A 22,830-nucleotide genomic window follows, 5' to 3' on the forward strand; every position below is an offset into this window, starting at 1 on the left:
GGCGCCGGGTATCTTACACAAGTTCACTATAGAAGAGGAGAGCATGTCATGCATCTAACACCTCGTGAGACGGAAAAGCTGTTGATTTACCAACTCGGTGATATTGCCCAACGGCGGAAGACCAAAGGCTTAAAGCTGAATCATCCGGAGTCGATGGCGCTCATCTGCTCGACGGCTCTCGAAGGGGCCCGCGAGGGGAAGACGGTCGAGGAGGTGATGACGGAGGCTGCGGGTGTGCTGACGCGTGATGACGTCATGGAAGGAGTAGCCGAGATGATCCCCTTCGTTCAACTGGAAGCCATATTTACAGATGGGACACGGCTGATTACGGTTCATGATCCGATTAAGTAGGCTTTATTTATTCTGAATGTATTCTGAGACAAAGAGGAGGACGAATATGGCCAAGTCAAAAAAGGACAACTCGAAACCCGGAGTGGGGAACTGGTTGCGGCACAAACATGCCGGCTCTCAATCCGAACATACGGAAACTGCTCCAGTTGGAGGCCTGATTCTGGCCAAAGGGGATATTGAAATCAACGCCGGCCGGCCGAGGACGACTTTGAGGGTGCGGAACACCGGGGACCGGCCCATCCAGGTCGGCTCCCATTTTCACTTTTTCGAATCCAATCGGTACCTGCAGTTTGATCGGGGGCAGGCATTCGGTCTGCGGCTGGATATTCCCGCAACAACCGCGATACGGTTTGAGCCTGGCGACGAGAAGGAGGTGGCTCTCGTCCCGATGGGCGGCAAGCAGTTCTGCGTCGGCTTCAACAATCTGGTGGATGGTTGGACGGGCGACGGGCCAACACCTGACTACCGACCCAACTATGACGAGGCCATGCGGCGAGTAAAGGACCGTGGATTCAAGTCGACCAAACCCTGACAAACCGGACAAAAAAGGAGTCTCTGCGATGTCTAAGATTTCACGCAAACAATATGCCGACCTGTATGGGCCAACGACCGGCGACAAAATTCGATTGGGCAATACGGATCTCTACGTCGAGATCGAAAAAGACCTGCGTGTGTACGGTGACGAGTTGGTCACTGGAGGCGGAAAGACGCTTCGTGATGGAATGGGGTCGGACAATCAAATAACCCAGTCTTCCGGCTGTCTCGACCTCGTCATCACCAATGTGACCATTCTGGATCCGATTTTGGGAGTGATTAAGGCGGACGTCGGTGTCCGCAACGGGCGGATCGTCGGCGTCGGGAAGGCGGGCAATCCTTCGACGATGGACGGAGTCACTCCGGGACTGACCACGGGGACCTCGACGGACGCGATCACTGGAGAGCATCTCATCCTGACTGCCGCCGGTATGGATACGCACATTCATTTCATTTGCCCGCAACAGATTTGGCACGGGCTCTCGAATGGCATCACCACTCTCTGGGGCGGCGGTATTGGCCCCACCGACGGGACGAATGGCGTGACAACGACCAATGGCCCGTGGAATATGGAGATGATGCTTCGCGCTGTTGAGGGATTGCCGGTGAACGTGGGCTTCTATGGCAAGGGCAATTGTACCGGCAAGGCGCCGCTGGTTGAACAGTTAGAAGCCGGTGCCACTGGTTTCAAAATTCATGAAGACTACGGCACGACGCCTGCCGCCATCCGTTCTGCTCTGTCGGTGGCCGAGGAATACGACGTCAGCGTGGCCGTGCATACGGACACGTTGAATGAGGGGGGATTTGTCGAGGACTCAATCGCAGCCTTCGACGGGCGAACCATTCACACGTACCACTCCGAAGGGGCCGGAGGCGGTCATGCGCCCGACCTCTTGAAGGTCGTCGGCCAGCCGAACGTGCTTCCAAGTTCAACCAATCCGACCCTGCCGTGCGGTGTGAATTCGGTGGCAGAACTGTTTGACATGATCATGGTCTGCCACAATTTGAATCCGAAGATTCCCTCGGATGTGGCATTTGCCGAGAGCCGGGTGCGTGCCGAGACGATCGTGGCCGAGAGCGTGCTGCACGACATGGGGGCCATTTCAATGATCGGTAGCGACTCCCAGGCAATGGGCCGAATTGGAGAGAATTTCCTGCGGGCATTCCAAACGGCCGACGCCATGAAGCAGGCGCGCGGCAAGCTCCCCGAGGACGCCCAGGGCAACGACAACTTCCGGGTGTTGCGCTATTTGTCAAAGGTGACGTCGGCTCCTTGCATCGCTGCGGGGATCTTCCACCAGTTAGGATCGATCGAGGCCGGCAAGCTTGCCGATCTGGTTCTCTGGGAACCCGCCTTCTTCGGGGCAAAGCCCAAGTTGGTGCTCAAGGGTGGCTTTGTGGTGTGGGCCAACATGGGGGATCCGAATGCCTCCCTGCCCACACCGCAGCCGATGATGTACCGCCCCATGTTCGGGGCCATGGGCTCGACCTTACAGAGTACCTGCATGACGTTTGTGTCCCAGGTTGCTCACGACAGAAACATCAAGGGGAAATTCGGGTTGGGCCGCATGGTCGAGCCGGTCAGACAGACCAGGGTGTTGACCAAGAAACACATGGTCCGCAACGATTATTTGCCAAAGATCGAGGTCAATCCGCAGACGTTTGCCGTAAAGGTCGACGGCGTACACGCCACCGTCACGCCGCCGAAAAATATCGCACTCAACCAGTTGTACTTCTTCAGTTGATTTGTCTTGGATCCTGCGTCCGGTGCCAGTCGGTTTCGTCCGACTGGTATTCGGGCTTCAGTTTTTTTGAAAAATTTTACGAACGCGAGAGCAAGGGCGAGCTATTGGGGAACAAACAATGATTATGGTTGAATCAGTGCTAGGCAACGTCAAGGATGCGGACTGGAAGGCCAAACTCGATGGCGCGCATGTTGACGTGATGAACCTCGACCAATGGCAGGCGCAGAAAACCCGGTTCCGCCTGAAGTCGGAGGAGGGAGTCGAGTTGGCTGTGTCGCTGGAGCGGAATACGCACTTGCACGATGGAGACATTCTCTTCTGGGATGACAGCAGGGGTGAGGCCATCATAGCCCGCATTCAGCTTCAGGATGTGATGGTGATCCGGCTGGACGGTTTGCTCTCGAAGACGCAGGATTTCCTTGCGCACATTTGCCTCGAACTCGGGCACGCGCTGGGTAATCAGCACTGGCCGGCAGTGGTCAAGGGAACGAGGGTCTACGTGCCTTTGACGGTCGATCGCCAAGTCATGGCCTCCGTGATGAAGACCCACGCCTTTGAGGAGATCACCTACGAGTTTTCGCCGGGTGCCTCGGTCATTCCCTATCTGGCTCCACACGAGTCCCGGCGCCTTTTCGGTGGGGCCAATTCAACACCCCACTCTCATGTACACGAGCACTCACATTCCTTGGATCATGATGACCTGCACTCGCATCCGCACGAATAAGCGCAGTCTGACGGCCACACACAACAATTCGACGGAAAGGCGTCCATGCCAACTATTTCTGAGCTGATGCGTGTCCTCCAGTTCGGCGATTCGGTGCTGCCGGTCGGGTCATTTACGTTCTCAAACGGATTGGAGTCGGCTGTGGAGCACGGGGTGGTTCATGACCTCTCATCGCTACGACAGTTCGTGCGAGTTGCCGTTGAGCAGGCCGCGACCTCGGACGGCATCGCGGTGCTGGTTGCCTTTCGCGCAGCCAGAGCGGGCGACGATTGCCTGATTGACGAAGCCGACCGTGCAGTCCTCAATCGCAAACTGAATGAGGAAATACGTACGATGACCGTGCGTATGGGCCGTAAGCTGGCGGAAATGGCTGATCGCATACTGGGACCTGGTGCGGCCAGTTCGTGGCTGTGCCGGATTAATGCTCGGGAGACGCCAGGGTGTTACCCGATTGCCCAGGCGCTGGTCTTTGCTTCGCTTGGCCTTTCGGAGCAAGATGCATTCGCGGTGCACCACTATGGTCTCGCGAGCCTGATGCTTGCTGCATCCCTGCGCCTGATGAAGCTGCATTACCTGGATGCCCAGGCGATCCTATTCGAGATTAATTCTGATGCAGAGGCTGCCTATGAGCGGGTTGCCGCCAGATCGCTTGAGGACATGGCGGCCTTCGCGCCTGTGATGGACATTCTGGCATCCGCGCATGTGCAGGCGAAGGTACGCATGTTTATGAATTGATGAGTAAGGAGAACCCGCATGAAAAAAATCACACGCATAGGAATCGGTGGGCCTGTCGGGTCCGGCAAAACGGCTATTATCGAGGCGATCACGCCGAAACTGATGGACATGGGAGGGCGCATTCTGATTATCACAAATGACGTCGTGACCACTGAAGATGCCAAGCACGTCCAACGCACATTGAGAGGTATCCTGGTAGAGGATCGTATCCTGGGTGTCGAAACCGGATCGTGCCCGCATACGGCGGTTCGCGAAGATCCGAGCATGAACATTGCTGCCGTCGAGGATATGGAAGCACGGTTCCCCGAAACCGATGTGGTCCTGATCGAGAGTGGCGGTGACAATCTGACTCTGACCTTCAGCCCTGCCCTGGTCGATTATTTCATCTATGTGATTGACGTAGCGGCCGGGGACAAAATTCCGCGCAAGAATGGACCAGGAATCACGAAGTCAGACATCCTGGTCATCAATAAAACGGACCTGGCTCCGTATGTTGGAGCAAGCCTTGAAGTCATGGATCATGATTCACGCCTGATGCGGGGGGAAGGGCCATTTGTGTTTACCAACTGCAAGACGGGAGAAGGCATTGACCGACTGGTCGACCTAATCAAGGAAAACGCCCTATTCGATCTGAATCTCGTGGAACCGAAGGTATGAGGGGGCTGGCTCTGGAACTCGCTCCGTATCAGGACGAGCCGAAGCAATTACCGAGTGGCGCATTGGGAAAGAATGCCCTCTTGCGTCTGCGCTTCGAGGCGCGGCGTGATCGCTCGATCCTGGCGTTCTCGGAGCGAAGGGCTCCGCTGCTGGTGCAGAAGGCCCTTTACTGTGATGAAGGCATGCCCGATCTGCCGGTGGTATTTATCATCACCAACTCCGGTGGCATTCTCCAGGGGGATCGCTACACGATGGAGTTTGCGGCTGGGCCGGATGCCTGCGGACACATTACGACCCAAGCGGCCACCAAGATTCATGAAATGGACGCGAATTACGCGGGGCAGACGCAGGACATTACATTGGAGGAGGGCGCTTACCTGGAATACCTCCCTGATACGGTTATCCCGTTTCGACATGCTCGCTTTCACACCCGTACCCGGATCCGGATTGCATCAACAGCCACTCTGCTCTACTCTGAGATGTTGATGGGAGGACGCCAGTTTTATGGTGACGGCGAACTATTCCAATTTGACTTGTTCTCCTCCACGGTTGCCGCAGAGCGACCGGACGGGACGAATCTGTTCGTGGAGAAATTCGTCATCGAGCCTGGCCGCTCGGAACCAACTCGGTTGGGCGTCATGGGAGATTTCACCGTCTTTGGCAACGTGATACTTCTGACCCCTCGCGAACAAGCGGACGCAATCCATGGACGGGTGGCCGCAGCCTGGAACTGTGTGGAGGGGTGGGCTGCGGGTGTGAGTCGGTTGCCCAACGATGCCGGACTGATCTACAAGGTGATTGGCAGGGACTCGAGTACCGTGCGCGCGAAGGTGCGAGAATTCTGGGCATTGGTGCGGCCCCAGGTCACCGGCTTCGCCGTTCCTCCAAAATTTCTTTGGCATTGAAGTGGTATCTGCGAACTCTCCTGGCTGAGAGAATGCTTTGACGTATGCGTGGATCGGACCTCATGTTGGCGTCTCTTGGAGGAGGAATCGGTTCGCTTGCCCGATGGTTGGTCGGATTGGCCGTGGGAAGAAGGTATCGCGGCACATTTCCCGTGGCTACTTTTCTGCTCAACATCTCAGGAGCGTTTCTCATTGGGTTCCTTGCGGTCCTGCTGGACTTTGGCTGGACGGAACGCTTCGGGCACCCGTTCAACACCTTCATCCTCACGGGATTCCTCGCCGGGTACACCACTTTCAGCGCCATGGTTCTCGATATGAGCAAACTTCATCACGCCCAACAAACGTCCCTCGCTCTCATGTATATGGTCGGCACAGTGGTCCTGGCTTTTCTGGCGGCGTTTTTCGGTGCGGCCCTTGCATCCTTGTTTCTTTAAAGAGAACCGAGACTTCCATGCTCAACCAAATGATTCTGGTATTCTTCGGAGGAGCCATTGGGGCAGCAGCCAGGGAGGTAACGGTGGTCGCGGGGATGAATCTCCATAACCACTTCCCCACGGCCATACTCGGAGTAAACCTCACCGCGGCTTTTCTTATCGGACTCGTCTCGGCCCTAACCGAAAAAAACAGGCCCATAGATAGATCCATGCAGCTGTTCGTCAATACGGGTATCATGGGTGGCTTATCCACCTTTAGTACCCTTATCTGGGGGACATTGGTCCTTTTGGTGCTGGAACAAAGGCAGATTTGGATTGGAATAACCTACCTGGGAATTAGCCTAATTGCCGGGGTCGCCTTGGTCGAACTCGGTCTCAGATTCGGGGCATCACTGAAAGAATCGAAACTGAAATAATGGCCATCTTTGTCCAAGAATCTAAAGACTTGCCCACTATGCGGTTTGGAAAAATAGCGTTTTTACACTCGTGAGACAAAAAATCATAATTCTCAAACGTCTTCGTTCAGTCCAGTCTGAGCCGGTTATGATATGTGGCACAATCCGACGGGAGAACTAGCCGATTGGGTTGTCAAGCAGTTAGTTGATCCGGCCGAATCATCGACAAGTTTCAATTCAACCTGCTAATGCTTTTACGCAATCCGATGTGGCAACGATTGTTAGGCGGCAGGAATAAAAGGCGGACCGTTGGAAAATCGTCGTTCATTTGTTCTGGTTACGAAGCCCGAAACGACAGGTGACAGACGGTGTAAATATTTTTTTCTGACGTTCGTTTTCATGTTTCTATCCTCCCATGCTTTTGTTGTCGAAGGCACGGAAAATGATAAATCTCCTGTGGTGCCCAGTTCCCCCCCAGTAGTAGGCAAACACAAGACCTTGGAGGAAAGGGCCCATGCCCATGAAAATAGCGGCGTTTTCTCGCAATATGCCCATGAATGGTATGGCCTAGCGTTTTACGGATATGGCGATGCGTCCTATGATTATAATTTTAATAGTCCCTCTACCGGCATTAATAATCTGAGAGGATTTGACGTGGGGTCGAATGCCATTCGACTACATTTGGCACAGTTTGTGTTGGAACGGAAGGCCAAGAATGAGGGAAATTGGCTGAACCGGTTTGGGGTCCGATTAAAGTTTAATATTGGGTCGGACTCTCGAACGGTGGGAGGATCCAATGTGGGAAATGACGCCGATTTCCAGGAACATTATCTCCAATACCTGGCTCCCATTGGCAACGGGATCAATATTCAAATCGGGCGCATCAATTCGCTCATTGGCTTCGAAGTCCTAGAAAGTCCATACAATTTAAATTACTCTCGATCCTTTCTATTTAACCTGGGCCAGCCTTTTACCACCGTGGGAGTCCGCCTGACCTATCAGTTCAACCCCTATTTCACCCTTTCTATGGCGGCGATTAATTCTGTAACCTCGCAGCGTAACGCGTTCATTCGACATGTCAAACCCGGAGACCTCGTCCCGATCTCAATTCGGCATCCCAAACTCGAAACGGCACTCTCATTCACACCTCATGAATCCATTCATGTCACTTTGTATGGCTTGTATGGATTTATAGACGGCCCCCCTGGAACTCCTGGTGGGGACCGGATACAGGGAGGGGGATTCATTCACCTGGAGCCAGTTCCTCAAGTCGAGCTGGCTCTTGAAGCCTACTTTGCCAATCAGGCGGATAGCAGCGCGTTGAGTCCGAGGAAGAACGCTCGATGGAATGGTGTGGCCGGATATGCCACCTATGAGTTTACTCCGAAATGGAGCATCCGCCTGCGGGCTGAACTGTTTGAGGATGCCGGCGGTTCGGTGACCTGTTTGGGTGTGGCAGCTCCTCCCAAATCGAATGTCTGTTTTGGAGCCACATCAAACAGTTCGGCACCACCGGTAACACAGACCCTCTGGGAAACCACCGCCACCCTTCAGTTTCAGCCTTTCCCCTTCCTCATGTCCCGCCTGGAATTTCGCTACGATAAATCTAATCAGGATGTCTTCCAAATCGGGAATGGATCGGCCAATCATCAGGAAACTTTGGCGCTTGAACTTATCACTCTTTTTTAGCCCGTCATGAAATTCTTTATTTAGAATGATTCAGTCGAGTTCTATCCGTGGTTTCAATCACCAGTCTTGTCATAGCCGCTTTCGTCACATTCAAGATTTGCCTATGGCGTTCTTGGAAGTCTTATCAGATTTGGCTTTTCCCTCGATTTTGGTGCCGGCCTTGCGAACTATTTTTAGGGATTTGACGCGACCTTTGGCAGGAGGAGCGTTTTTATTTAAGTGCTTGACATCAGGGGGTAGGCCCAGACTGGAAGCAATGGACGGATGAAGGGCCAGCATTTTTAAGACAGCAGGATCGTATTGAATGAGAAGGCTTCCGGTCTTGGGATTGGTCTCCAGATGTGTAATTCCCTGGACTTGATGAAGCTGGCGTTGAATTTCCTCGGCATAGGCCATATTGTTTTTCAGCCGGTGAAGTTTAAGACGGACTCGATCAGGCAAAGCATGCACCACCTGAATATCTGTTTTGGTTTTCATTTGTCTTCCTTATCCCTCTCCATTTTTTCCTCAGTCTTTTTTGTGTGGATCCTTCGCCTTTCCAGATTTTCTCGCTCTGCCTTTTGTTTCGGTTGCCTCGCGATCACTGTCAGGAGGTGGCGTTTTCATCGTTTCCGAGCGTGCCTATTCTACGAGATCATTCAATTGCTTCCCAAAGCCTGACGCCTTCTCTGAAACCGTTTCATATGCGACGAGCCCGCCTTTTACGAGCTCTTTCACTAATGGGCGGAACGCTCCCGAAACGCCACCAGGACCGCTCCCGGATTGGGAGTTGCCCGTTGATTCAGGATCTTTTTTATCAGGCTGAGACATATTCCGACCCAACCTGCTTTAGTAAGAGGATTTGGATTTCGCATTCTTAAAAGGCAAGACCCATCAATCGAGACTGACCTACTTTCCCACCCACATTCAACCAGCCGGCTCAATTTTCTCGGTTTTCACATTGGGTGCTTGCCTGAAACCTGTACTTTTGCTGAACATGTAGGATAAAAAGGGCCTGAACGTTTTCATTTAGGATAGTAATTTATAGGACCGTCCCTTCTTCTCATGGAAAAGCCTGTGAGAACCACTCCGCGTTTGAGCCTGTCCGCCAAAATTCTTCTGGGAATGGGATTGGGAATTATGGCCGGAATTTTTTTGGGGGAACTCACCGAACCGATCGGTATTGTCGGCCAGGCCTTTGTTCAATTACTGCAAATGGCTGTTCTGCCCTTCTTGATGGCCTCTCTAATGAACGGGCTCGGGGGCCTGACTTATGAAAATGCTATCTCTCTGGGCCGGAAAGCGGGTGGAATTTTGGGAATCTTATGGGTCATCACGCTGACTGTTGTGGCCGCCCTCCCTCTGACCTTCCCTCACTGGCCATCGGCGATGTTTTTCAGCCCCTCCCTAGTCGAAGAGACCCAACCGATCGATTTTCTTCAGCTGTATATCCCCGCCAACCCATTTTTTTCTCTAGCCAATAGTATCGTGCCCGCGGTGGTGCTGTTCAGCATTGTGGTGGGAGTCGCGTTGATTGGCATCGAAAAAAAACAGGCCATGCTTGAGGTGCTGGAGGTCATCATGAAAGCCATGACCAGAGTGACGGCTTTTGTGATGAAATTGGCCCCTGTGGGTGTGTTCGCCATCGCGGCCAGCGCGGCGGGAACCTTGAATTTCGAAGAATTGGGACGTTTACAGATCTTTCTCATTTCGCAGATGGTGGCCGCAGTCTTCCTCACGTTCTGGGTCCTGCCGGCCCTGGTGGCCAATCTCACTCCGTTGCCTTACGTGAAAATTCTACGTTCGGTGCGGGGAGCGCTCGTTACGGCCTTTGCAACTGGTAATTCCCTGATCATACTTCCCCTGCTGACGGAAGGAGGTCGGAAACTCCTCGAAGAAGCGGAATTAGCAGATGATGAAACCACTTCCGCCATCGAGGTCATTGTGCCGACTTCTTATACCTTTCCTTCTTCAGGTTTGTTGCTCAGCCTGGCGTTCGTCCCTTTTGCGGGATGGTTTGCCGGATCTGCTCTCTCTCCGGCGCATTACCCGGGGTTTTTGGTGTCGGGCATGGCAAGTTTCTTTGGCGGCACCCTGATCGGGATTCCATTTTTGCTGAACCTTTTCCGGATTCCTGCGGACATGTTTCAACTGTTCGTGACCGTCGATGTCTTCACCGGTCGATTGGGGACAATGACGGCCGCTATGCACATGTGGGTGCTTGGCCTTCTGGGAAGTTGTGCCATGGCGGGGAAATTGCGTGTCCAATGGGGAAAACTTGCGGGCTATCTGACTGTGAGTATCCTAACCGGCGTCCTACTTATTGGAGGGACTCGCCTGTTTTTTACCTGTGCGATCGATCCCGAATACACCAAATATCAGGCCTTTGTCGAAATGGACTTGAGATATGAGCCTGCAAAGAACACGATTCGGGAGTTCACTCCTGAAACGGAAATCGTTGACTCGACCGAACACATGGACCTGGAAACCATACGGCGAAGCGGTGTGCTTCGAGTCGGGTTTTTCAGGGATAGTTTGCCGTTTGCCTTCCAGAATAAGACCGGAAAATTGGTGGGATTCGACATCGAAATGGCCCACTTGCTCGCCAATGATCTCCAGGTGAATGTTGAATTTATCCGGCTCCCGGACCGTAGCAAAATGGTGGAATATCTCAATGGCAACAAGTGTGACATTGTGATGTCCGGTTCGGCCCTCAGACCGGGAATGACCAACCAGGTGATTTTTTCCGATGTATCCTTGGATGCTACGATAGCCTTCGTGGTAAAAGATCATGACAAAGAAGTCTTCAGTTCCTGGGAAAAAATTCGCAGACTTGGTGATTTGAAGATTGGAATATCTTCCTATTCACAGTACTATCAAGCCCTTGCGCGAAATTTATTACCCCAGGCCAGCCTGGTACCCCTCAATTCGCCGCGTGAGTTCTTCAAGGATGGCGGCAAAGATCTGGATGCCATCCTGTATGTCGCCGAAGCTGGCTCGGCCTGGACCTTGATTTACCCTGCCTATACGGTGGCCGTCCCTCTTCCCAACCTCATCAAAATCCCTCTTGTCTATCCCATGCCCAAAAGTCACCGGAACTTAGGGGATTTTGTGAATGCCTGGCTAAGACTGAAAAAACGGGACGGAACGTTCGAGGCGGTTTTTGAACATTGGATTTTAGGCAGAGGAGCGACAAAGAAAACACCCCGGTGGTCGGTTATTCGTGACGCCCTGCATTGGGTGGATTAATCAGCTTTCTTTTGCTTACCCCTCAATATCCAAGCTGAGGCCGAAGACGATGGTGCTGTCGGTGGATTTACGGTTATCGACGGGCTCGGAATTGTATCGAACATTATATTCGAGACTGACGGAGAGGTCTTTGTAGACGTCGACGCTGATTCCCTGCACCGCGTTGATCCGGACCGCATTGTCCCGACCAAGGTCCCGGGTTCCGATATGGTGATGCCAGACTTTCAGGTCTCCTTTGAGAAATTCCAGTTCCCATCGCGCCAGCCACGAAAAGCCTGTAATTACCGTCGCCGCCTTGGTACTATAGTTTTCATAGATGGCCGTAGGCCCCATGCCCGCCGTTAAAAAATTTGCCCGTCTATCTAGAATATCGTAACCTGCGCCAACGATAGTCGTATTCCGGTAGGTGAGTTTTTGAAACTTGTCGTATTCCGAAAAATTAATAACCGGCACATACACCCGCTTAGATAGGAAATAATCCCACCGGGCATTGAAGGCGCCATTTTTTGCTGTGAGTTTATCGTCGGCCTCTCCCCGATTGGCCCGGCCGTCCAGAATGATCCGATGCCAGCCTTTATTAACGGTAAGCGATCCCGAGACATTTATGGACTGAGTGTCGGTATTCCCGGAGGTGACGCTGCCGCCGAGGCTGAGCGTTCCTCTGTATGCCAGCGCAAAGAGGTTGATGGTTTTAATTTTGTCCAGTTGAATCGGACCATCCAGATCAAGCCGAAACACGATTAAGCGGTCCCCTTCCCTGTGGCCGACTCCATCCGGGATGACCGCCCCGTCATGAAAAGAGACCCAAATAGGCTGGTCGGAAATCAAGTTTTTGACGTCGTCCCAGTCGATTTTGATAATGTCGGCATAATCCGTGTCTACTGACAGGACCGTGTCTTCCATCGAAATAATGTCGCCGGAAACCTGGTCTCCATTCTTCAATTGGATGATATCCACTGCCCAAACCAACGAGGAGGTTCCTAACATTAGGACCCACGTGAGAGTCATGATGGCCGACCATGTTGCGAGATTTTTCGTTTGAAAGTGCCTAAAAGTCATGAATGGAGACTATCCGGAGAGAAAGGGAGGACCTGGAAAAAGTGACCTCTCGGTTTACGGCCACGCTCTTTTTCCCTTTCCGGCAACGTGAGGAGATCATGGTAAATCAGTCGCGTCCGGAAATTGTGCCAAGACCGTTATATAAGCACTTGATCTGTAATAGGTAATAGGATGTTGATGGGTGCCACCGACTTGAATGGGATTTTTGGGGTAAATTGGGATTTTTCTCCAGGAGTTGTCCATCATGTATTCAGGCCAATTGGTGTTCGCACCACTCATGGAGCTTGCTGGTACGTTCTATCTCAAGCATAGGTGCTCTTTGTCAGAGGCGCCAATCCCGGTTTAGCTTTCTTCGCATCGGTTCTCGCTCCGTGGACACATCCACGGGGCTGTGTTGCGATCGGACCATTGTGCTGACCGCTGCGAAAGCCAGCATGGATTAATCGCAGCACCTGCGCCGCATGAAGTTCGACGATGCTGAATATGACGGGCATGTGGTCTTTCTCACCAACAAGTTCGACTTGCCTGCGCTGTCCATCGGGCCGCTGGATCCTTGGCGCTGGCAAACTGAATTGTTCTTCAAGTGAATCAAACAGCATCTTTGGTCAAGCGGTTATTCGGCAGTAGCGAAAATCCCGTTAAGACGCAAAACTGGATCGCCATTACGGTGGATGTCCTGATCGCCACCGTGAAAATGCGGATCAATACCGAGTCTTTGCTTTATACAATCTTACAGATTTTGAGCCTGATCTTTTCGAGAAAACACCACTTGATCAATTATTTAAAAACATGGAGAGGCAAATGACCAAACCGCAAAACGATAACCACCAGGGTCGGTTCAACTACAATGTCGGACCCTCCTGATTGTAAATAAAATTCTGTTGAAATGAAATATGGATCGGGAGTACATAAAAAACCGGCGGGATTCACGATGAAACACGTTGATTAACTCGTCTACGGAACCCCACTCCGACTACAAAAATCTGCGTTGGCTCCGGCAGGATGTGAACACGCAGCACCGTGAACTCGAATAGCTGAAAAGGGAGGGACGCCGGGTTCAATGAAGACTTGGAGCGCAAGGAGATCCCGAATAAGAAGTTTTCAAATACTCGAGAGATAATTTTTGACAAGCCAAAGTAGTTATCCTTGTCTTGATCGGTTTTTCCTCACAAGAGATTCTTGAGCTTAAAAAAAAGCATCCCATGCCCAAGGCATGAGACGCTAGTTTTTTGGATTCCCGGGTGTGTACCCAAAGTACTAAACGGCCAAGACACCTCAGACTAAAAAAGCCGCCGGCACTTCCAAGAATGACGCGAGAATTTCAGACAAAAAGGCCATGGCATCATGGCCTTTGACACGGTAGAGTTGAACTGTCTATTGGCTTTCAGGGCAACAGTATGACTTCTTCCACTTAGATGGAAAAGAAGTATTTGGAAAGAAGAAGGATCGGCGCTCCCGGCAATCCCGGAATGATAAACAAGACAGTACCCACGACTAACGAAAGCCAACCCATAAAATTATAAAATGATTTACTCATGGTGACTCCTCCTTTTTTGGGTGGATAGCACTCTTTCCCATTTATTCCTGAATTTCCATCTGGTCCTTTTTTTTGATAGTTTCTGAATACCCATTGTGAATTGCCATGATGAGCTAAATCACAGGCCTTCTTGAATGGGCAATCGACAATTTTAATCAATGACCTCATGGAAAAGATGAAAAATGAAAAAGTTTATGGCTCAACAACGTATATCTTCACCAAAAAAGTTTGTGAAAAGGACGAAGGTTTTCTCGAAATTTGGTTTGATGATCGAGAGTAGGGCATACTTGGGTTTGAACAACCCGGAAAAGACTACTGTGAAGGTATGAAGCCCGACTGCCATAGCCAACAGTCCTTGGTATTCAAGCAGAATGAATTGTTAGAGCTCATCTTTTGAGAGCTTGCCTTCTCTGAACTCGATGGTCTTTTCAATGGCTTCGGTAAACGTTTCCCCATAGGCAAAAATTCTGTATCCGAGATAGCCTGCGGCGACCCCTGCCACAATCTCAGCGACACCAACGGTCATGGCTGCAGCCATCCCCAAACCTCCAGTCAAGACGCCACCGACATTGGGATGTTCGTGAAATGTTTCCCAAATCCCACCGGTGAGCGAGGTAATGGCTCCCTCGAGTCCCCCTAGTGCCTCCTTGCCACTCCCGGCGATTGAATCAGTCAATGATTCTGTCTCTATTGTCCTGGTTGCGCGTTTTGGCATATAGACATCCTTAAAAATGAAAAAACTCATATCCCCAATCCACCACGGAATTCTAACGAAATCATGGCGGGTTGTAAAACTCTGCGAAGAGTCCAAGGTCTGGATATCGCTGATCCCGACCTCTAGCGATGCAAGAGAATTATGATGACGATGATGAATGTGTCAATTCCGCCTGAGCCTCACTAACCAGGTCTGAAAAGGTCGCTTCGATTATCAGGCCTCCTTTAACGACTCCTTTGACAACAGGGCGAACACTTTGCTGAAGACCGGAAATGAGGTAGGGCGAAAAATACCCTACCGCGGCCGTAGCCGCGAATCCGATCGCGCCCCACACCAAACCCGCAACGCCTGTCTCCATGACATCCTCCTCTTCTTTCAATCTCCCATGAATCTCTTCTCTTATTCCCGTTAGGGAGAGATTTAGCTTTCAACGTGTGTTTTTTTTGCTTGTTTGACTTCGGATTTCGCCTCAGCGACAAGATCTTGAATTTGTTCCCCTGACTCAGAAACGAGTTCTGATGTCGCGGTGTAGGCCGCCATTCCGCCCTTAATGACTCCCTTGGTGAGCGCCCGCGCTCCTGAAATCACTCCCGAAACAAGCGATGGAGCAGCTAATGCTGCAATCGCTCCGACGACCACACCACCAATGATCGGCAACATAAAGACTACCTCCCTTCTTGAACAGGTTTGCGTGAATACTCTCGAAGTATGCGATCAATAAAACTTCTCAACCCTATGGGGTTACGCCGGGATGTCGAGGAGTTCCCCTTCTAACACGGCAAAGCGTTGTTCTTGCCCCCCGTTTTCAGAAATATCAAGCTTCACCACGCGTGGTTCCATCACCGGCATAAGCCGTGGTGGTGTGGCTGGCTTTCCCATAATGGGTCGAAGGCCATTCAAGGTGGCAATGATGGCTGATCCATTACTGAGTAGAGTCGCGCCGATGGGACCGAGGATTCCAATACAGGCCAACCCCAGCGCAATGGTATTCGGGATAGATATAATTTTCCAATTTTGATGGATCAAGCTGATCGCTTCACGACTAATGTCAATAGCCGCGGGGATTTTCCATAGGCCTCCATGGAGTAAGGTCACATGGGCCGTATCCTGAGCGACCTGAGTGCCACCCTCCACGGCAATTCCGACATCGGCAAAGGCGAGGGCCGGGGAGTCATTGATCCCATCTCCCACCACGGCCACCTTATATCCTTGTCGTTGCAAGTCTTTCACCACATCCGCTTTATGGCCGGGGAAGACTTCGGCGATGTAGCGGTCAATCCCCAAATCCATGGCAACGCGTTTGGCGACTTTTTCATGATCTCCGGTGAGCATGGCGATTTCTTTAACCCCACGTTTCTTGAGAGCCTGAATCACCTCAATGGCCTCCGGTCTGATAGGATCGGTATAGGACAACAGGCCTGCGAGTTTCCCATCCACGGCCACACAGAGGGGAGAGACGGCACGATCTTCCATGTCGCTGATTTGCTTTTTGATCTTTTTTGAAAGCGTGATGCGGTGTTCCGCCATATACCGGTGATTGCCCACCAGCACGATCTTATCGTCCACTATGGATTCAACGCCAAGCCCCAGCGTGTAGTCGGAGGTGGTCCGCTCCGGGATCATCAGGCCACGTTCCTGCGCAGCACGGACGATCGCTTGGGCCACAGGGTGTGTCAAGCGATTCTCCGCAGCCGCAGCCAGGGTCAAGACTTCATCTGCGGTGAAGGAGCCAAGTGGGCAAATGTCCACTACATCGGGGTGTCCCATGGTTAAGGTGCCTGTTTTATCAAAGACCACAGCATCCACTTCAGCCAGGGTCTCCATGTGTCGCCCGCCTTTGATCAAAATGCCATGGCGGATCGCTTTGGTCATGGAGCAAAGAACGGTCGTGGGAGCTGCGATTCTGATTCCCGTTCCGTAGTCCACAATTAGCACTGCCGCTGCGCCGGGAATTCCGCCGCCAATGACGGCTCCCACCGCTCCAAGTCCAAAACTATAGGGAACCAGGTCATTGGCCCATTTCACGGCATAGTTTTGAATTTTGGTCTCTCTGGCCGGGGCGCCTTCAACTAAACGCACAATTCGTGCGGCCTCGGTTTCATCTCCAATTTGTTCAGCCTGAATGTAGAGTTCCCCTTCACGCAGGACTGTGGCGGCATAGACCGGATCGCCGGGATTTTTTTCGACCGGCATGGATTCACCGGTTAGGGTAGCCTGATCCACCAGGGCTTTGCCCGATTGGACGGTCCCATCTATGGAAATCCGTTCCCCCGGGTAGACAACCACGGTTTCTCCTCGTTGAATCTCACTGACAGGAACCTGAGTGGTTTGCCCGTCGCGAATGACCCACGCCCGAGTCTTCTGGTAGGCCAGGACTTCTTCAATCGCCTTCTTGGACTGCAATACGGTCAGGTCACGAATATAGTCGGCCACATTGATTAAAAAGACCATACCGGTCGCCATGGGAAAGGCGCCTTGTATCGACATCAGAGCCGTCGCGGAGGCATCCAGCACATCCACATTCAGTTTCCCGTCCACCGCGACGGAATGGTAGGCTCGTTTGAGCATAGGCAGTGCAGCGGCCAGGAGGAAGGCGGGGACCGCAATCGGCGCCAGTGGTTCCACGAACAGGGCGATGGCAATTCCGGTGCTTGAGTACCACAATTCAGGGCCCGATTCCTCATCGACCGCATTCTCTGCCTGTTCTTGTATGACCTGTTTGGGCTGGTAGGCCTCAATGTCCTCATGCCGAAGGTCTCGCAGGAATTGGCAGAGTCTTTCTCCGTCCCAGAGGGTTGAGGCAAATATCACCGTGACGCTCGAGCAGCTGGAATTGACACTGACCTCCTGAATGCCCTCCTGGTCTTGTAAAAAGATAGGGAGGGCTTCGGCAAGCCGGGGACGAATCTGCAAGGCAGGGACACGAAGACGCACTCGTCCTGGAAGTGAATGGACAACCTTCGAGGAGGCCATGATATTGGGAATGGTGGCGGGTGGGTTGAGGGATTGTTCTCTCGAAGATGACTTCACTCCATTCCCATTGTTCTGATCATGCACGGTCTGCCCCAACGACGATTCGAGGTTGGCGATGGCGAAATCGCTTGGAGAGACTCCAAGGGTCTCAGCTACGGAACGGAAGAAACTTGGATTTGTTCCCTGACATTCGTCATAGTGAAGAATGAGGTGACCGGTGGTTAAATTCCTTGTGACCTCATCTACCCCTTCCAACTCGGAAAGCTTGAGATCGATCGCTTCCGCGGAGTCAAAATTTTGTTTGTCATCAGACAGTTTTACACGAAGACGCCCTGGAATAGCATGAACAATGGAGGCCGAATGAACGCCCATGGGAATAATTCCTTTACTTTAATGAAGTGAAGGTTGGGGGAATACATCTGTGTGAATTAAAAACTCGTATTTATAGGGATACGGTGGAGTTTTATCCTGTGGTTTCAATCACCTTTCTTGCCATGGCTGCTAGCGTCAAATTTAAGATTTGCCTCTGGCTTTCTTGGAAAATTTATTAGATTTGGTTTTTTTCTCGATTTTGGTGCCGGCCTTGCGAACAGTTTTTATGGGTTTCACGCGACTTTTGGCAGGAGGGGCAGCTTTGTTTAATGGCTTGACCTCAGGGGAGGAAATGCCCAGAGAGGATGAAATGGACGGATGAAGGGCCAGCACTTCTAAGACAGTAGGATCGTATTGAATGAGAAGGCTTCCTGTCTTGGGATTGGTCTCCAGATATGTAATCCCCTGAACGTTATGAAGCCGGCGTTGAATTTCCTCGGCATAGGCCATATTGTTTTTCAGCCTGTGAAGCTTAAGACGCACTCGATCAGGCAAAGCATGCACAACCTGAATGTCTTTTTCGTTTTTCATTGGTCTTCCTTATTCCTCTCCGGGCTTCCCTCAGGCTTTTCTGTGTGGATCCTTCGCCTTTCCAGATTTGCTCGCTCTGCCTTTTGTTTCGGTTTCTTCGGGGGCATTGTCAGGGGAGGGCGTTTTCATCGTTTCCGAGCGTGCCTCTTCTACGAGATCATTCAATCGCTTCCCGAAGCCTGATGCCTTCTCTGAAACCGTTTCATATGCGACGAGCCCGGCTTTCACGAGCTCTTTGACTAAAGGGCGGAACGCTCCAGAAATTCCCCCGGGACCCCTCCCGGCTTGGGAGTGGCCCGTTGATTCAGGATCTTCTTTATCAGGATGAGACATATTTCGACCTAATCGGCTTTAGTTTGAGGATTTGGCTTTCGCGGGATGGGCAATTTCTGCTTTTGCCTCGGCGACAATGTCATTGAATTGTTCCCCGGTCTCGGCAACCATTTCTGAAACAGCGGTATAGGCCACAATTCCCCCCTTGAGGACTTCTTTCGCCAAGGGACGAAGCATCCCTCCAATTCCCGAAATAAGCGAAGGGGCTGCCACTGCCGCCACAGCTCCAACCACAGCACCGCCAATTACAGCTTCCATTTCAAGTCCTCCTTCCTAGTACTTATTCACAATTCTTCCACAGGGTCTTTCTTATAAATATAAATGATTTTTTTTTCAAGTGAATTTTCATTAGTATGGATGCTTTTTTTTTGAAAAATCAAACACCACAAAAAATTCCTCAAAAAGTTACAAAAACTTAGGACTTCTGGGTTTCCCCGAACAATTTCTGCTTAATACAAGGCAAAGCCCCGTCGATTTCCCTCCCGGACCCAGTAGGTCTCTCCAGGCCAGATGTATTCCATGTTTTGGGGACCGTGAATTTGGATGCCTGTCAGGACGGCATAGTCATTATGAAGGGGGTCAACGGTTAAGTGGATCATTCGTTCCAGTTCCTCAAGAATGACCGTATACGCAATTTTCGTGAGACTCAACAGATCCGGGATATCACCGTAAGTGAGTTTGCGGAACAGGTGTTGTTTCAGCAGGCTTTGCTCAATGTCATCAGGATCAATGCCCAAAGAGACGCACCGATTAGCCAGTTCCATCTGAAATCCGTGCAACGCTCCGCAGGCATGGGACGGTTGAAAGCGTCCCGGACGATCATGGCGACCAATCTCGCCTTTTGCATCCACGCCGATGTGCGGTAGGGCAAAATAGACATATCGTTCACGTCCATCCTCATTCGGCGCATGGTGCTGCGCCGCTAAAAATCCGGTCTTTCCGAGAAAGAGCATGCCGCCCAGACTGGAAAAGATAAAGGCTTCGCCCCAGGTTTTTTTCACTTCCTCGACCAGAGGCAACGTCAGTTCATCCCGGCACACGCTGACGAAGGCAATCGTGTTCTCAGCGCAGAAGCCCTCAGCCCGTAAGAGTGCATATGAGCGTTGGACAAAAACACCTTGTGGCATCGCCTTGGGAAAGTGTGCAGAGAGGACTGTTTCAAAGCTTGCCATGGGGTTGCCTGGCTACATCGGGAGAAAGAAAAATCCAATGCCTAAAATCAAATAGACCCCCAGCAGCATCACGCCCTCCATCCAGTGGGATTCGCCATCCTTCGTGAGGTTCCCGTTGACAAGAATCGCAATGACAATGGCCGCAATTTCAAATGGCACGAAAAGCAGATCCAGAGGTTTGGGACCGAGAAGGTAACTGACGAATACCAGCATTGGTGCCACAAACATGATCACCTGGGTACTCGCCCCGACGGCAATGCCCATGACCAGATCCATTTGATTGTTCCTGGCGAACCGTATGGAATTCATCAGCTCTGCGGCATTCCCGAATACGGCGAGAAAAATCACACCGGCAAAGATAGGCGTAAGGCCGATACCTGCGGCTGCGGGTTCAATCGCTCCTGTTAATATTTCGCTCATGAAGGCAATGCCGACCGTCACGGCTGCTAACATGCCAATGGCTTTGTTTTTACTCCATGTGGGCTCTTCCTCTTCCCCTTTTTGGGGGGGGGTGTCTTCACCCGGTTCTGCGGGTTCCGTGCGAAATAAATGCTGGTGCGTTTTCAGGGTAAACACCAGGCTTAGGATATAAGCGATGAAGAGCACAATGGCGATTTCGGTACTGAGTTCCTCTTCCTGTTTGGAAGTGAAATGAAACAGAGCGGGGACCATAAGCCCGACACCCGCGAGTGTTAACAGTCCCGAACTCATCCCGGCCGCCGTCGCATTAAATTTTTGCCGTTCATGGCGAAGGCCGCCGAGGAGTATCGCAAGCCCCATCCCGAGCAGCAGGTTTCCCACGATGGATCCGGTGATGGAGGCCTTGACCACATCGTAAAGCCCGGCTTTTAAGGCGAATATCGAAATGATCAATTCCGGGGCGTTTCCCATCGTGGCGGCGAGTAATCCTCCCAGGGTAGCGCCGATATAGACCGACAGACTTTCCGTTGATCGCCCCATCAAACCCGCTAATGGCACAATGGCGAGACCCGAGGCAATGAAGACCAGAATGGGGTTGGCTTCGTACCAGTCAAGTCCTATGGCAATGGGGATGAAGACCAGGAGTAAATTAAGTCCCATCGGTGCCCTTTTGCTGAAGTGGTTAAGAGAACCCAGAATTTCGGCAGTGTACTAAATTCCTACAATACTATTCATTACCTGTCTGTATAAGAGTATTTTTACGCGCCCCGATTGAAGCCTCTTTGAAGGAGGGACGCAGTGCACCCCGAACTCACAAAGAGAAAAGGAATCCAAAATAGAGTATGGCGCTTCCGCTCAAGAGCCAAGGCCGCCAATGTCCAAACCATTTCAAATGGACATAACATATGGCCATAGCCAAGAGCGCCAGTATCATTGGCGTCAGGGCTTGGTCGTCAAGGTTCCAGTCAGTCCCTACGAGCCCTATGGCCACAGGAATCGTCCCCTGAAACACCATGGCCCCGGTGATAATACTTATAGCGAGGGTATCTTTTCGGTGTTGGAGCCATAGCACACTATTGGCTAATTCCGGCAACTCGGTGGCCAGGGGAGCAATTAATAAGGTGAGAAGAAGTGGTGAGACCTCTAAGGTCGATGCGAGATTCTCCGCCACGTACACGAAGAGTTGAGAGCTAAGAATCAAGGTTGTGACGCCAATCACTCCTTGAGAAAGAATGATCCCGTAGGAAGGGAGTGTGGTCTTTCGAGCAAAGATTAGGGGAATGGGATCAAATTCCTCACCGGCCTGAGCGGAAAGTTTTTTTGTAACATAGTAAATATAGAGACCAATTAAAAATAATGCACCCACCAGGTGTAGCCAGCGATAGGGAAGAAAGGCGCACGCAATTCCCAAACTAAATGCCAGAAGGAAACAACGCAGGTCGGTTCGTACTGCGAAAACATTCAGTTTGAAGGTTGGTGGACGTCTGCCGTATCGGGAGAACACCAATAGCAAGATCGCCAGGATTGGCAAGATTAGCGTACTCTGGGTAAAGGGAGCACCAAGAATCGCGCCAATTCCCACATCTGTTTTGGAGACACCAGTGGTTAAAAAGAATGCACTGACAGGAATGGCCGTTTCCGGCAGAGTTGTACCCAACGCCGCAAAATACTACCCACGGCACCTTCTGAAGTGCTGGTCCGTCCCCAACTATTCAACAGCGTTGGTAAAGACTGAACAGCCCCATAGGATGATCAAGACCGCGCATAGGAAGCCACCCACATACAAAATAATGGTCATGAATCGAAGCCTTAATGAGATGAGGAGTATGAATGTTAGGAAATGGCACGAGTGAAGTTTTGCCCCTGGCTAAGAATAATTCAAGTTTTTCAAGAAAAAAAGGGAATGACGATTAACAAAACTGGTGGGGGATAGCAATAGTTACTAGGGAAAGGGGAAAGTTTTTACAATATTGTTACGTCTAAAGCCCTGTGGCAGAAAATTATAGGCAGCGTCTAGATGAAGGGTGAACATGTTGAGTGCTGAGAATGGAATGCCTTTCGTTGCTTTTTCCGAACAGAATAGGGAGCTCTCTTCTTTGTCATTCCCGACATTTTTCATCGGGAATCCATCTTAGTTTCTTTTCAGATGGATACTTGCCACAAACACGCAGGTATGACGAATAAAAAGATGGATCCCCGCTGACGACCGGCGAGGATGGCGAAAGAGGGTTGGATATCTGGCACAGCTTGAAGGCACCCCGCGCCCAGGACGAAAAGCATTGGTTTTCGCTCTGGTCGCAAGGTACCGCGAAACTTTGACT

At 51.5% G+C, this 22,830-nt stretch carries 26 protein-coding genes; 13 read left to right on the plus strand and 13 right to left on the minus strand.

Annotation, left to right across the window (positions count from 1 at the left end; all coding sequences use genetic code 11):
• Positions 1–48 precede the first annotated feature (48 nt).
• From ACTRXD_RS17865 to ACTRXD_RS17910, 10 genes are all read left to right on the plus strand, one after another.
• On the plus strand, positions 49–351 hold the full coding sequence (locus tag ACTRXD_RS17865; RefSeq protein WP_442433136.1) for an urease subunit gamma: 303 nt from the start codon (positions 49–51) through the stop codon (positions 349–351).
• A 46-nt stretch (positions 352–397) separates the two neighbouring features.
• A complete protein-coding gene (ureB, locus tag ACTRXD_RS17870; protein WP_442433137.1) occupies positions 398–883 on the plus strand; it encodes an urease subunit beta in 486 nt (161 codons plus the stop codon).
• Positions 884–911: 28 nt separating this feature from the next.
• The gene (locus ACTRXD_RS17875; protein WP_442433138.1) at positions 912–2,630 is read left to right on the plus strand and encodes an urease subunit alpha; all 1,719 of its coding nucleotides are present in this window, start codon (positions 912–914) and stop codon (positions 2,628–2,630) included.
• 118 nt (positions 2,631–2,748) lie between these two features.
• Positions 2,749–3,354 (plus strand): urease accessory protein UreE, encoded by a 606-nt coding sequence (gene ureE, locus ACTRXD_RS17880; RefSeq protein WP_442433139.1) that lies wholly within the window; start codon positions 2,749–2,751, stop codon positions 3,352–3,354.
• A gap of 45 nt (positions 3,355–3,399) precedes the next feature.
• Positions 3,400–4,089 (plus strand): urease accessory protein UreF, encoded by a 690-nt coding sequence (locus ACTRXD_RS17885; protein ID WP_442433140.1) that lies wholly within the window; start codon positions 3,400–3,402, stop codon positions 4,087–4,089.
• An 18-nt stretch (positions 4,090–4,107) separates the two neighbouring features.
• On the plus strand, positions 4,108–4,746 hold the full coding sequence (ureG, locus tag ACTRXD_RS17890; protein WP_442433141.1) for an urease accessory protein UreG: 639 nt from the start codon (positions 4,108–4,110) through the stop codon (positions 4,744–4,746).
• Positions 4,743–5,651, plus strand: coding sequence for an urease accessory protein UreD (locus tag ACTRXD_RS17895; protein ID WP_442433142.1), 909 nt, complete (start codon positions 4,743–4,745; stop codon positions 5,649–5,651). Before ureG ends, ACTRXD_RS17895 begins: the two co-directional genes overlap by 4 nt.
• Before the next feature lie 62 nt (positions 5,652–5,713).
• Positions 5,714–6,085, plus strand: coding sequence for a fluoride efflux transporter FluC (locus tag ACTRXD_RS17900; RefSeq protein WP_442433143.1), 372 nt, complete (start codon positions 5,714–5,716; stop codon positions 6,083–6,085).
• Between the two features lie 17 nt (positions 6,086–6,102).
• Complete coding sequence (locus ACTRXD_RS17905) at positions 6,103–6,501, plus strand: fluoride efflux transporter FluC (protein WP_442433144.1); 399 nt, start codon at positions 6,103–6,105, stop codon at positions 6,499–6,501.
• Positions 6,502–6,879: 378 nt separating this feature from the next.
• The gene (locus tag ACTRXD_RS17910; protein WP_442433145.1) at positions 6,880–8,169 is read left to right on the plus strand and encodes an outer membrane beta-barrel protein; all 1,290 of its coding nucleotides are present in this window, start codon (positions 6,880–6,882) and stop codon (positions 8,167–8,169) included.
• A 90-nt stretch (positions 8,170–8,259) separates the two neighbouring features.
• On the opposite strand, the gene ACTRXD_RS17915 is transcribed toward ACTRXD_RS17910, so the two are convergent.
• Positions 8,260–8,646, minus strand: a complete 387-nt coding sequence (locus ACTRXD_RS17915; RefSeq protein ID WP_442433146.1) for an HMA2 domain-containing protein — start codon at positions 8,644–8,646, stop codon at positions 8,260–8,262.
• Positions 8,647–9,225: 579 nt separating this feature from the next.
• On the opposite strand from ACTRXD_RS17915, the gene ACTRXD_RS17920 reads away from it, so the two are divergent.
• Positions 9,226–11,397: a cation:dicarboxylate symporter family transporter gene (locus tag ACTRXD_RS17920; protein WP_442433147.1), complete on the plus strand. Its 2,172-nt coding sequence runs from the start codon at positions 9,226–9,228 to the stop codon at positions 11,395–11,397.
• 15 nt (positions 11,398–11,412) lie between these two features.
• On the opposite strand, the gene ACTRXD_RS17925 is transcribed toward ACTRXD_RS17920, so the two are convergent.
• Positions 11,413–12,405 carry a DUF481 domain-containing protein gene (locus tag ACTRXD_RS17925; RefSeq protein WP_442433148.1) on the minus strand — a complete coding sequence of 331 codons (993 nt, stop codon included), beginning with the start codon at positions 12,403–12,405 and terminating at the stop codon, positions 11,413–11,415.
• 512 nt (positions 12,406–12,917) lie between these two features.
• On the opposite strand from ACTRXD_RS17925, the gene ACTRXD_RS17930 reads away from it, so the two are divergent.
• On the plus strand, positions 12,918–13,043 hold the full coding sequence (locus tag ACTRXD_RS17930; RefSeq protein ID WP_442433149.1) for a hypothetical protein: 126 nt from the start codon (positions 12,918–12,920) through the stop codon (positions 13,041–13,043).
• Complete coding sequence (locus ACTRXD_RS17935; RefSeq protein WP_442433150.1) at positions 13,040–13,261, plus strand: hypothetical protein; 222 nt, start codon at positions 13,040–13,042, stop codon at positions 13,259–13,261. Before ACTRXD_RS17930 ends, ACTRXD_RS17935 begins: the two co-directional genes overlap by 4 nt.
• Before the next feature lie 606 nt (positions 13,262–13,867).
• Here ACTRXD_RS17935 and ACTRXD_RS17940 read toward each other — a convergent pair.
• The 11 genes from ACTRXD_RS17940 to ACTRXD_RS17990 all read right to left on the minus strand — a co-directional run bounded on the left by ACTRXD_RS17940 (position 13,868) and on the right by ACTRXD_RS17990 (position 22,166).
• Positions 13,868–13,993, minus strand: a complete 126-nt coding sequence (locus ACTRXD_RS17940; RefSeq protein ID WP_442433151.1) for a hypothetical protein — start codon at positions 13,991–13,993, stop codon at positions 13,868–13,870.
• A gap of 379 nt (positions 13,994–14,372) precedes the next feature.
• Complete coding sequence (locus tag ACTRXD_RS17945) at positions 14,373–14,708, minus strand: hypothetical protein (protein ID WP_442433152.1); 336 nt, start codon at positions 14,706–14,708, stop codon at positions 14,373–14,375.
• A 139-nt stretch (positions 14,709–14,847) separates the two neighbouring features.
• Complete coding sequence (locus ACTRXD_RS17950; protein ID WP_442433153.1) at positions 14,848–15,066, minus strand: hypothetical protein; 219 nt, start codon at positions 15,064–15,066, stop codon at positions 14,848–14,850.
• A 62-nt stretch (positions 15,067–15,128) separates the two neighbouring features.
• Positions 15,129–15,368: a DUF5132 domain-containing protein gene (locus ACTRXD_RS17955; RefSeq protein WP_442433154.1), complete on the minus strand. Its 240-nt coding sequence runs from the start codon at positions 15,366–15,368 to the stop codon at positions 15,129–15,131.
• 81 nt (positions 15,369–15,449) lie between these two features.
• On the minus strand, positions 15,450–18,053 hold the full coding sequence (locus tag ACTRXD_RS17960) for a heavy metal translocating P-type ATPase (protein ID WP_442433155.1): 2,604 nt from the start codon (positions 18,051–18,053) through the stop codon (positions 15,450–15,452).
• A 141-nt stretch (positions 18,054–18,194) separates the two neighbouring features.
• Entirely contained in the window at positions 18,195–18,584 is a 390-nt protein-coding gene (locus tag ACTRXD_RS17965; protein ID WP_442433156.1) for an HMA2 domain-containing protein, read from the minus strand.
• A gap of 30 nt (positions 18,585–18,614) precedes the next feature.
• On the minus strand, positions 18,615–18,917 hold the full coding sequence (locus tag ACTRXD_RS17970; protein WP_442433157.1) for a hypothetical protein: 303 nt from the start codon (positions 18,915–18,917) through the stop codon (positions 18,615–18,617).
• A gap of 18 nt (positions 18,918–18,935) precedes the next feature.
• Positions 18,936–19,175, minus strand: coding sequence for a DUF5132 domain-containing protein (locus ACTRXD_RS17975; RefSeq protein ID WP_442433158.1), 240 nt, complete (start codon positions 19,173–19,175; stop codon positions 18,936–18,938).
• Positions 19,176–19,366: 191 nt separating this feature from the next.
• Positions 19,367–20,089, minus strand: a complete 723-nt coding sequence (locus ACTRXD_RS17980; RefSeq protein WP_442433159.1) for a hypothetical protein — start codon at positions 20,087–20,089, stop codon at positions 19,367–19,369.
• 12 nt (positions 20,090–20,101) lie between these two features.
• Entirely contained in the window at positions 20,102–21,169 is a 1,068-nt protein-coding gene (gene cax, locus ACTRXD_RS17985; RefSeq protein ID WP_442433160.1) for a calcium/proton exchanger, read from the minus strand.
• A 151-nt stretch (positions 21,170–21,320) separates the two neighbouring features.
• Positions 21,321–22,166 carry a sodium:calcium antiporter gene (locus tag ACTRXD_RS17990; RefSeq protein WP_442433161.1) on the minus strand — a complete coding sequence of 282 codons (846 nt, stop codon included), beginning with the start codon at positions 22,164–22,166 and terminating at the stop codon, positions 21,321–21,323.
• Positions 22,167–22,830 lie beyond the last annotated feature (664 nt).

The organism is Nitrospira sp. T9, from assembly GCF_052156535.1.
Lineage (GTDB): Bacteria > Nitrospirota > Nitrospiria > Nitrospirales > UBA8639 > Nitrospira_E.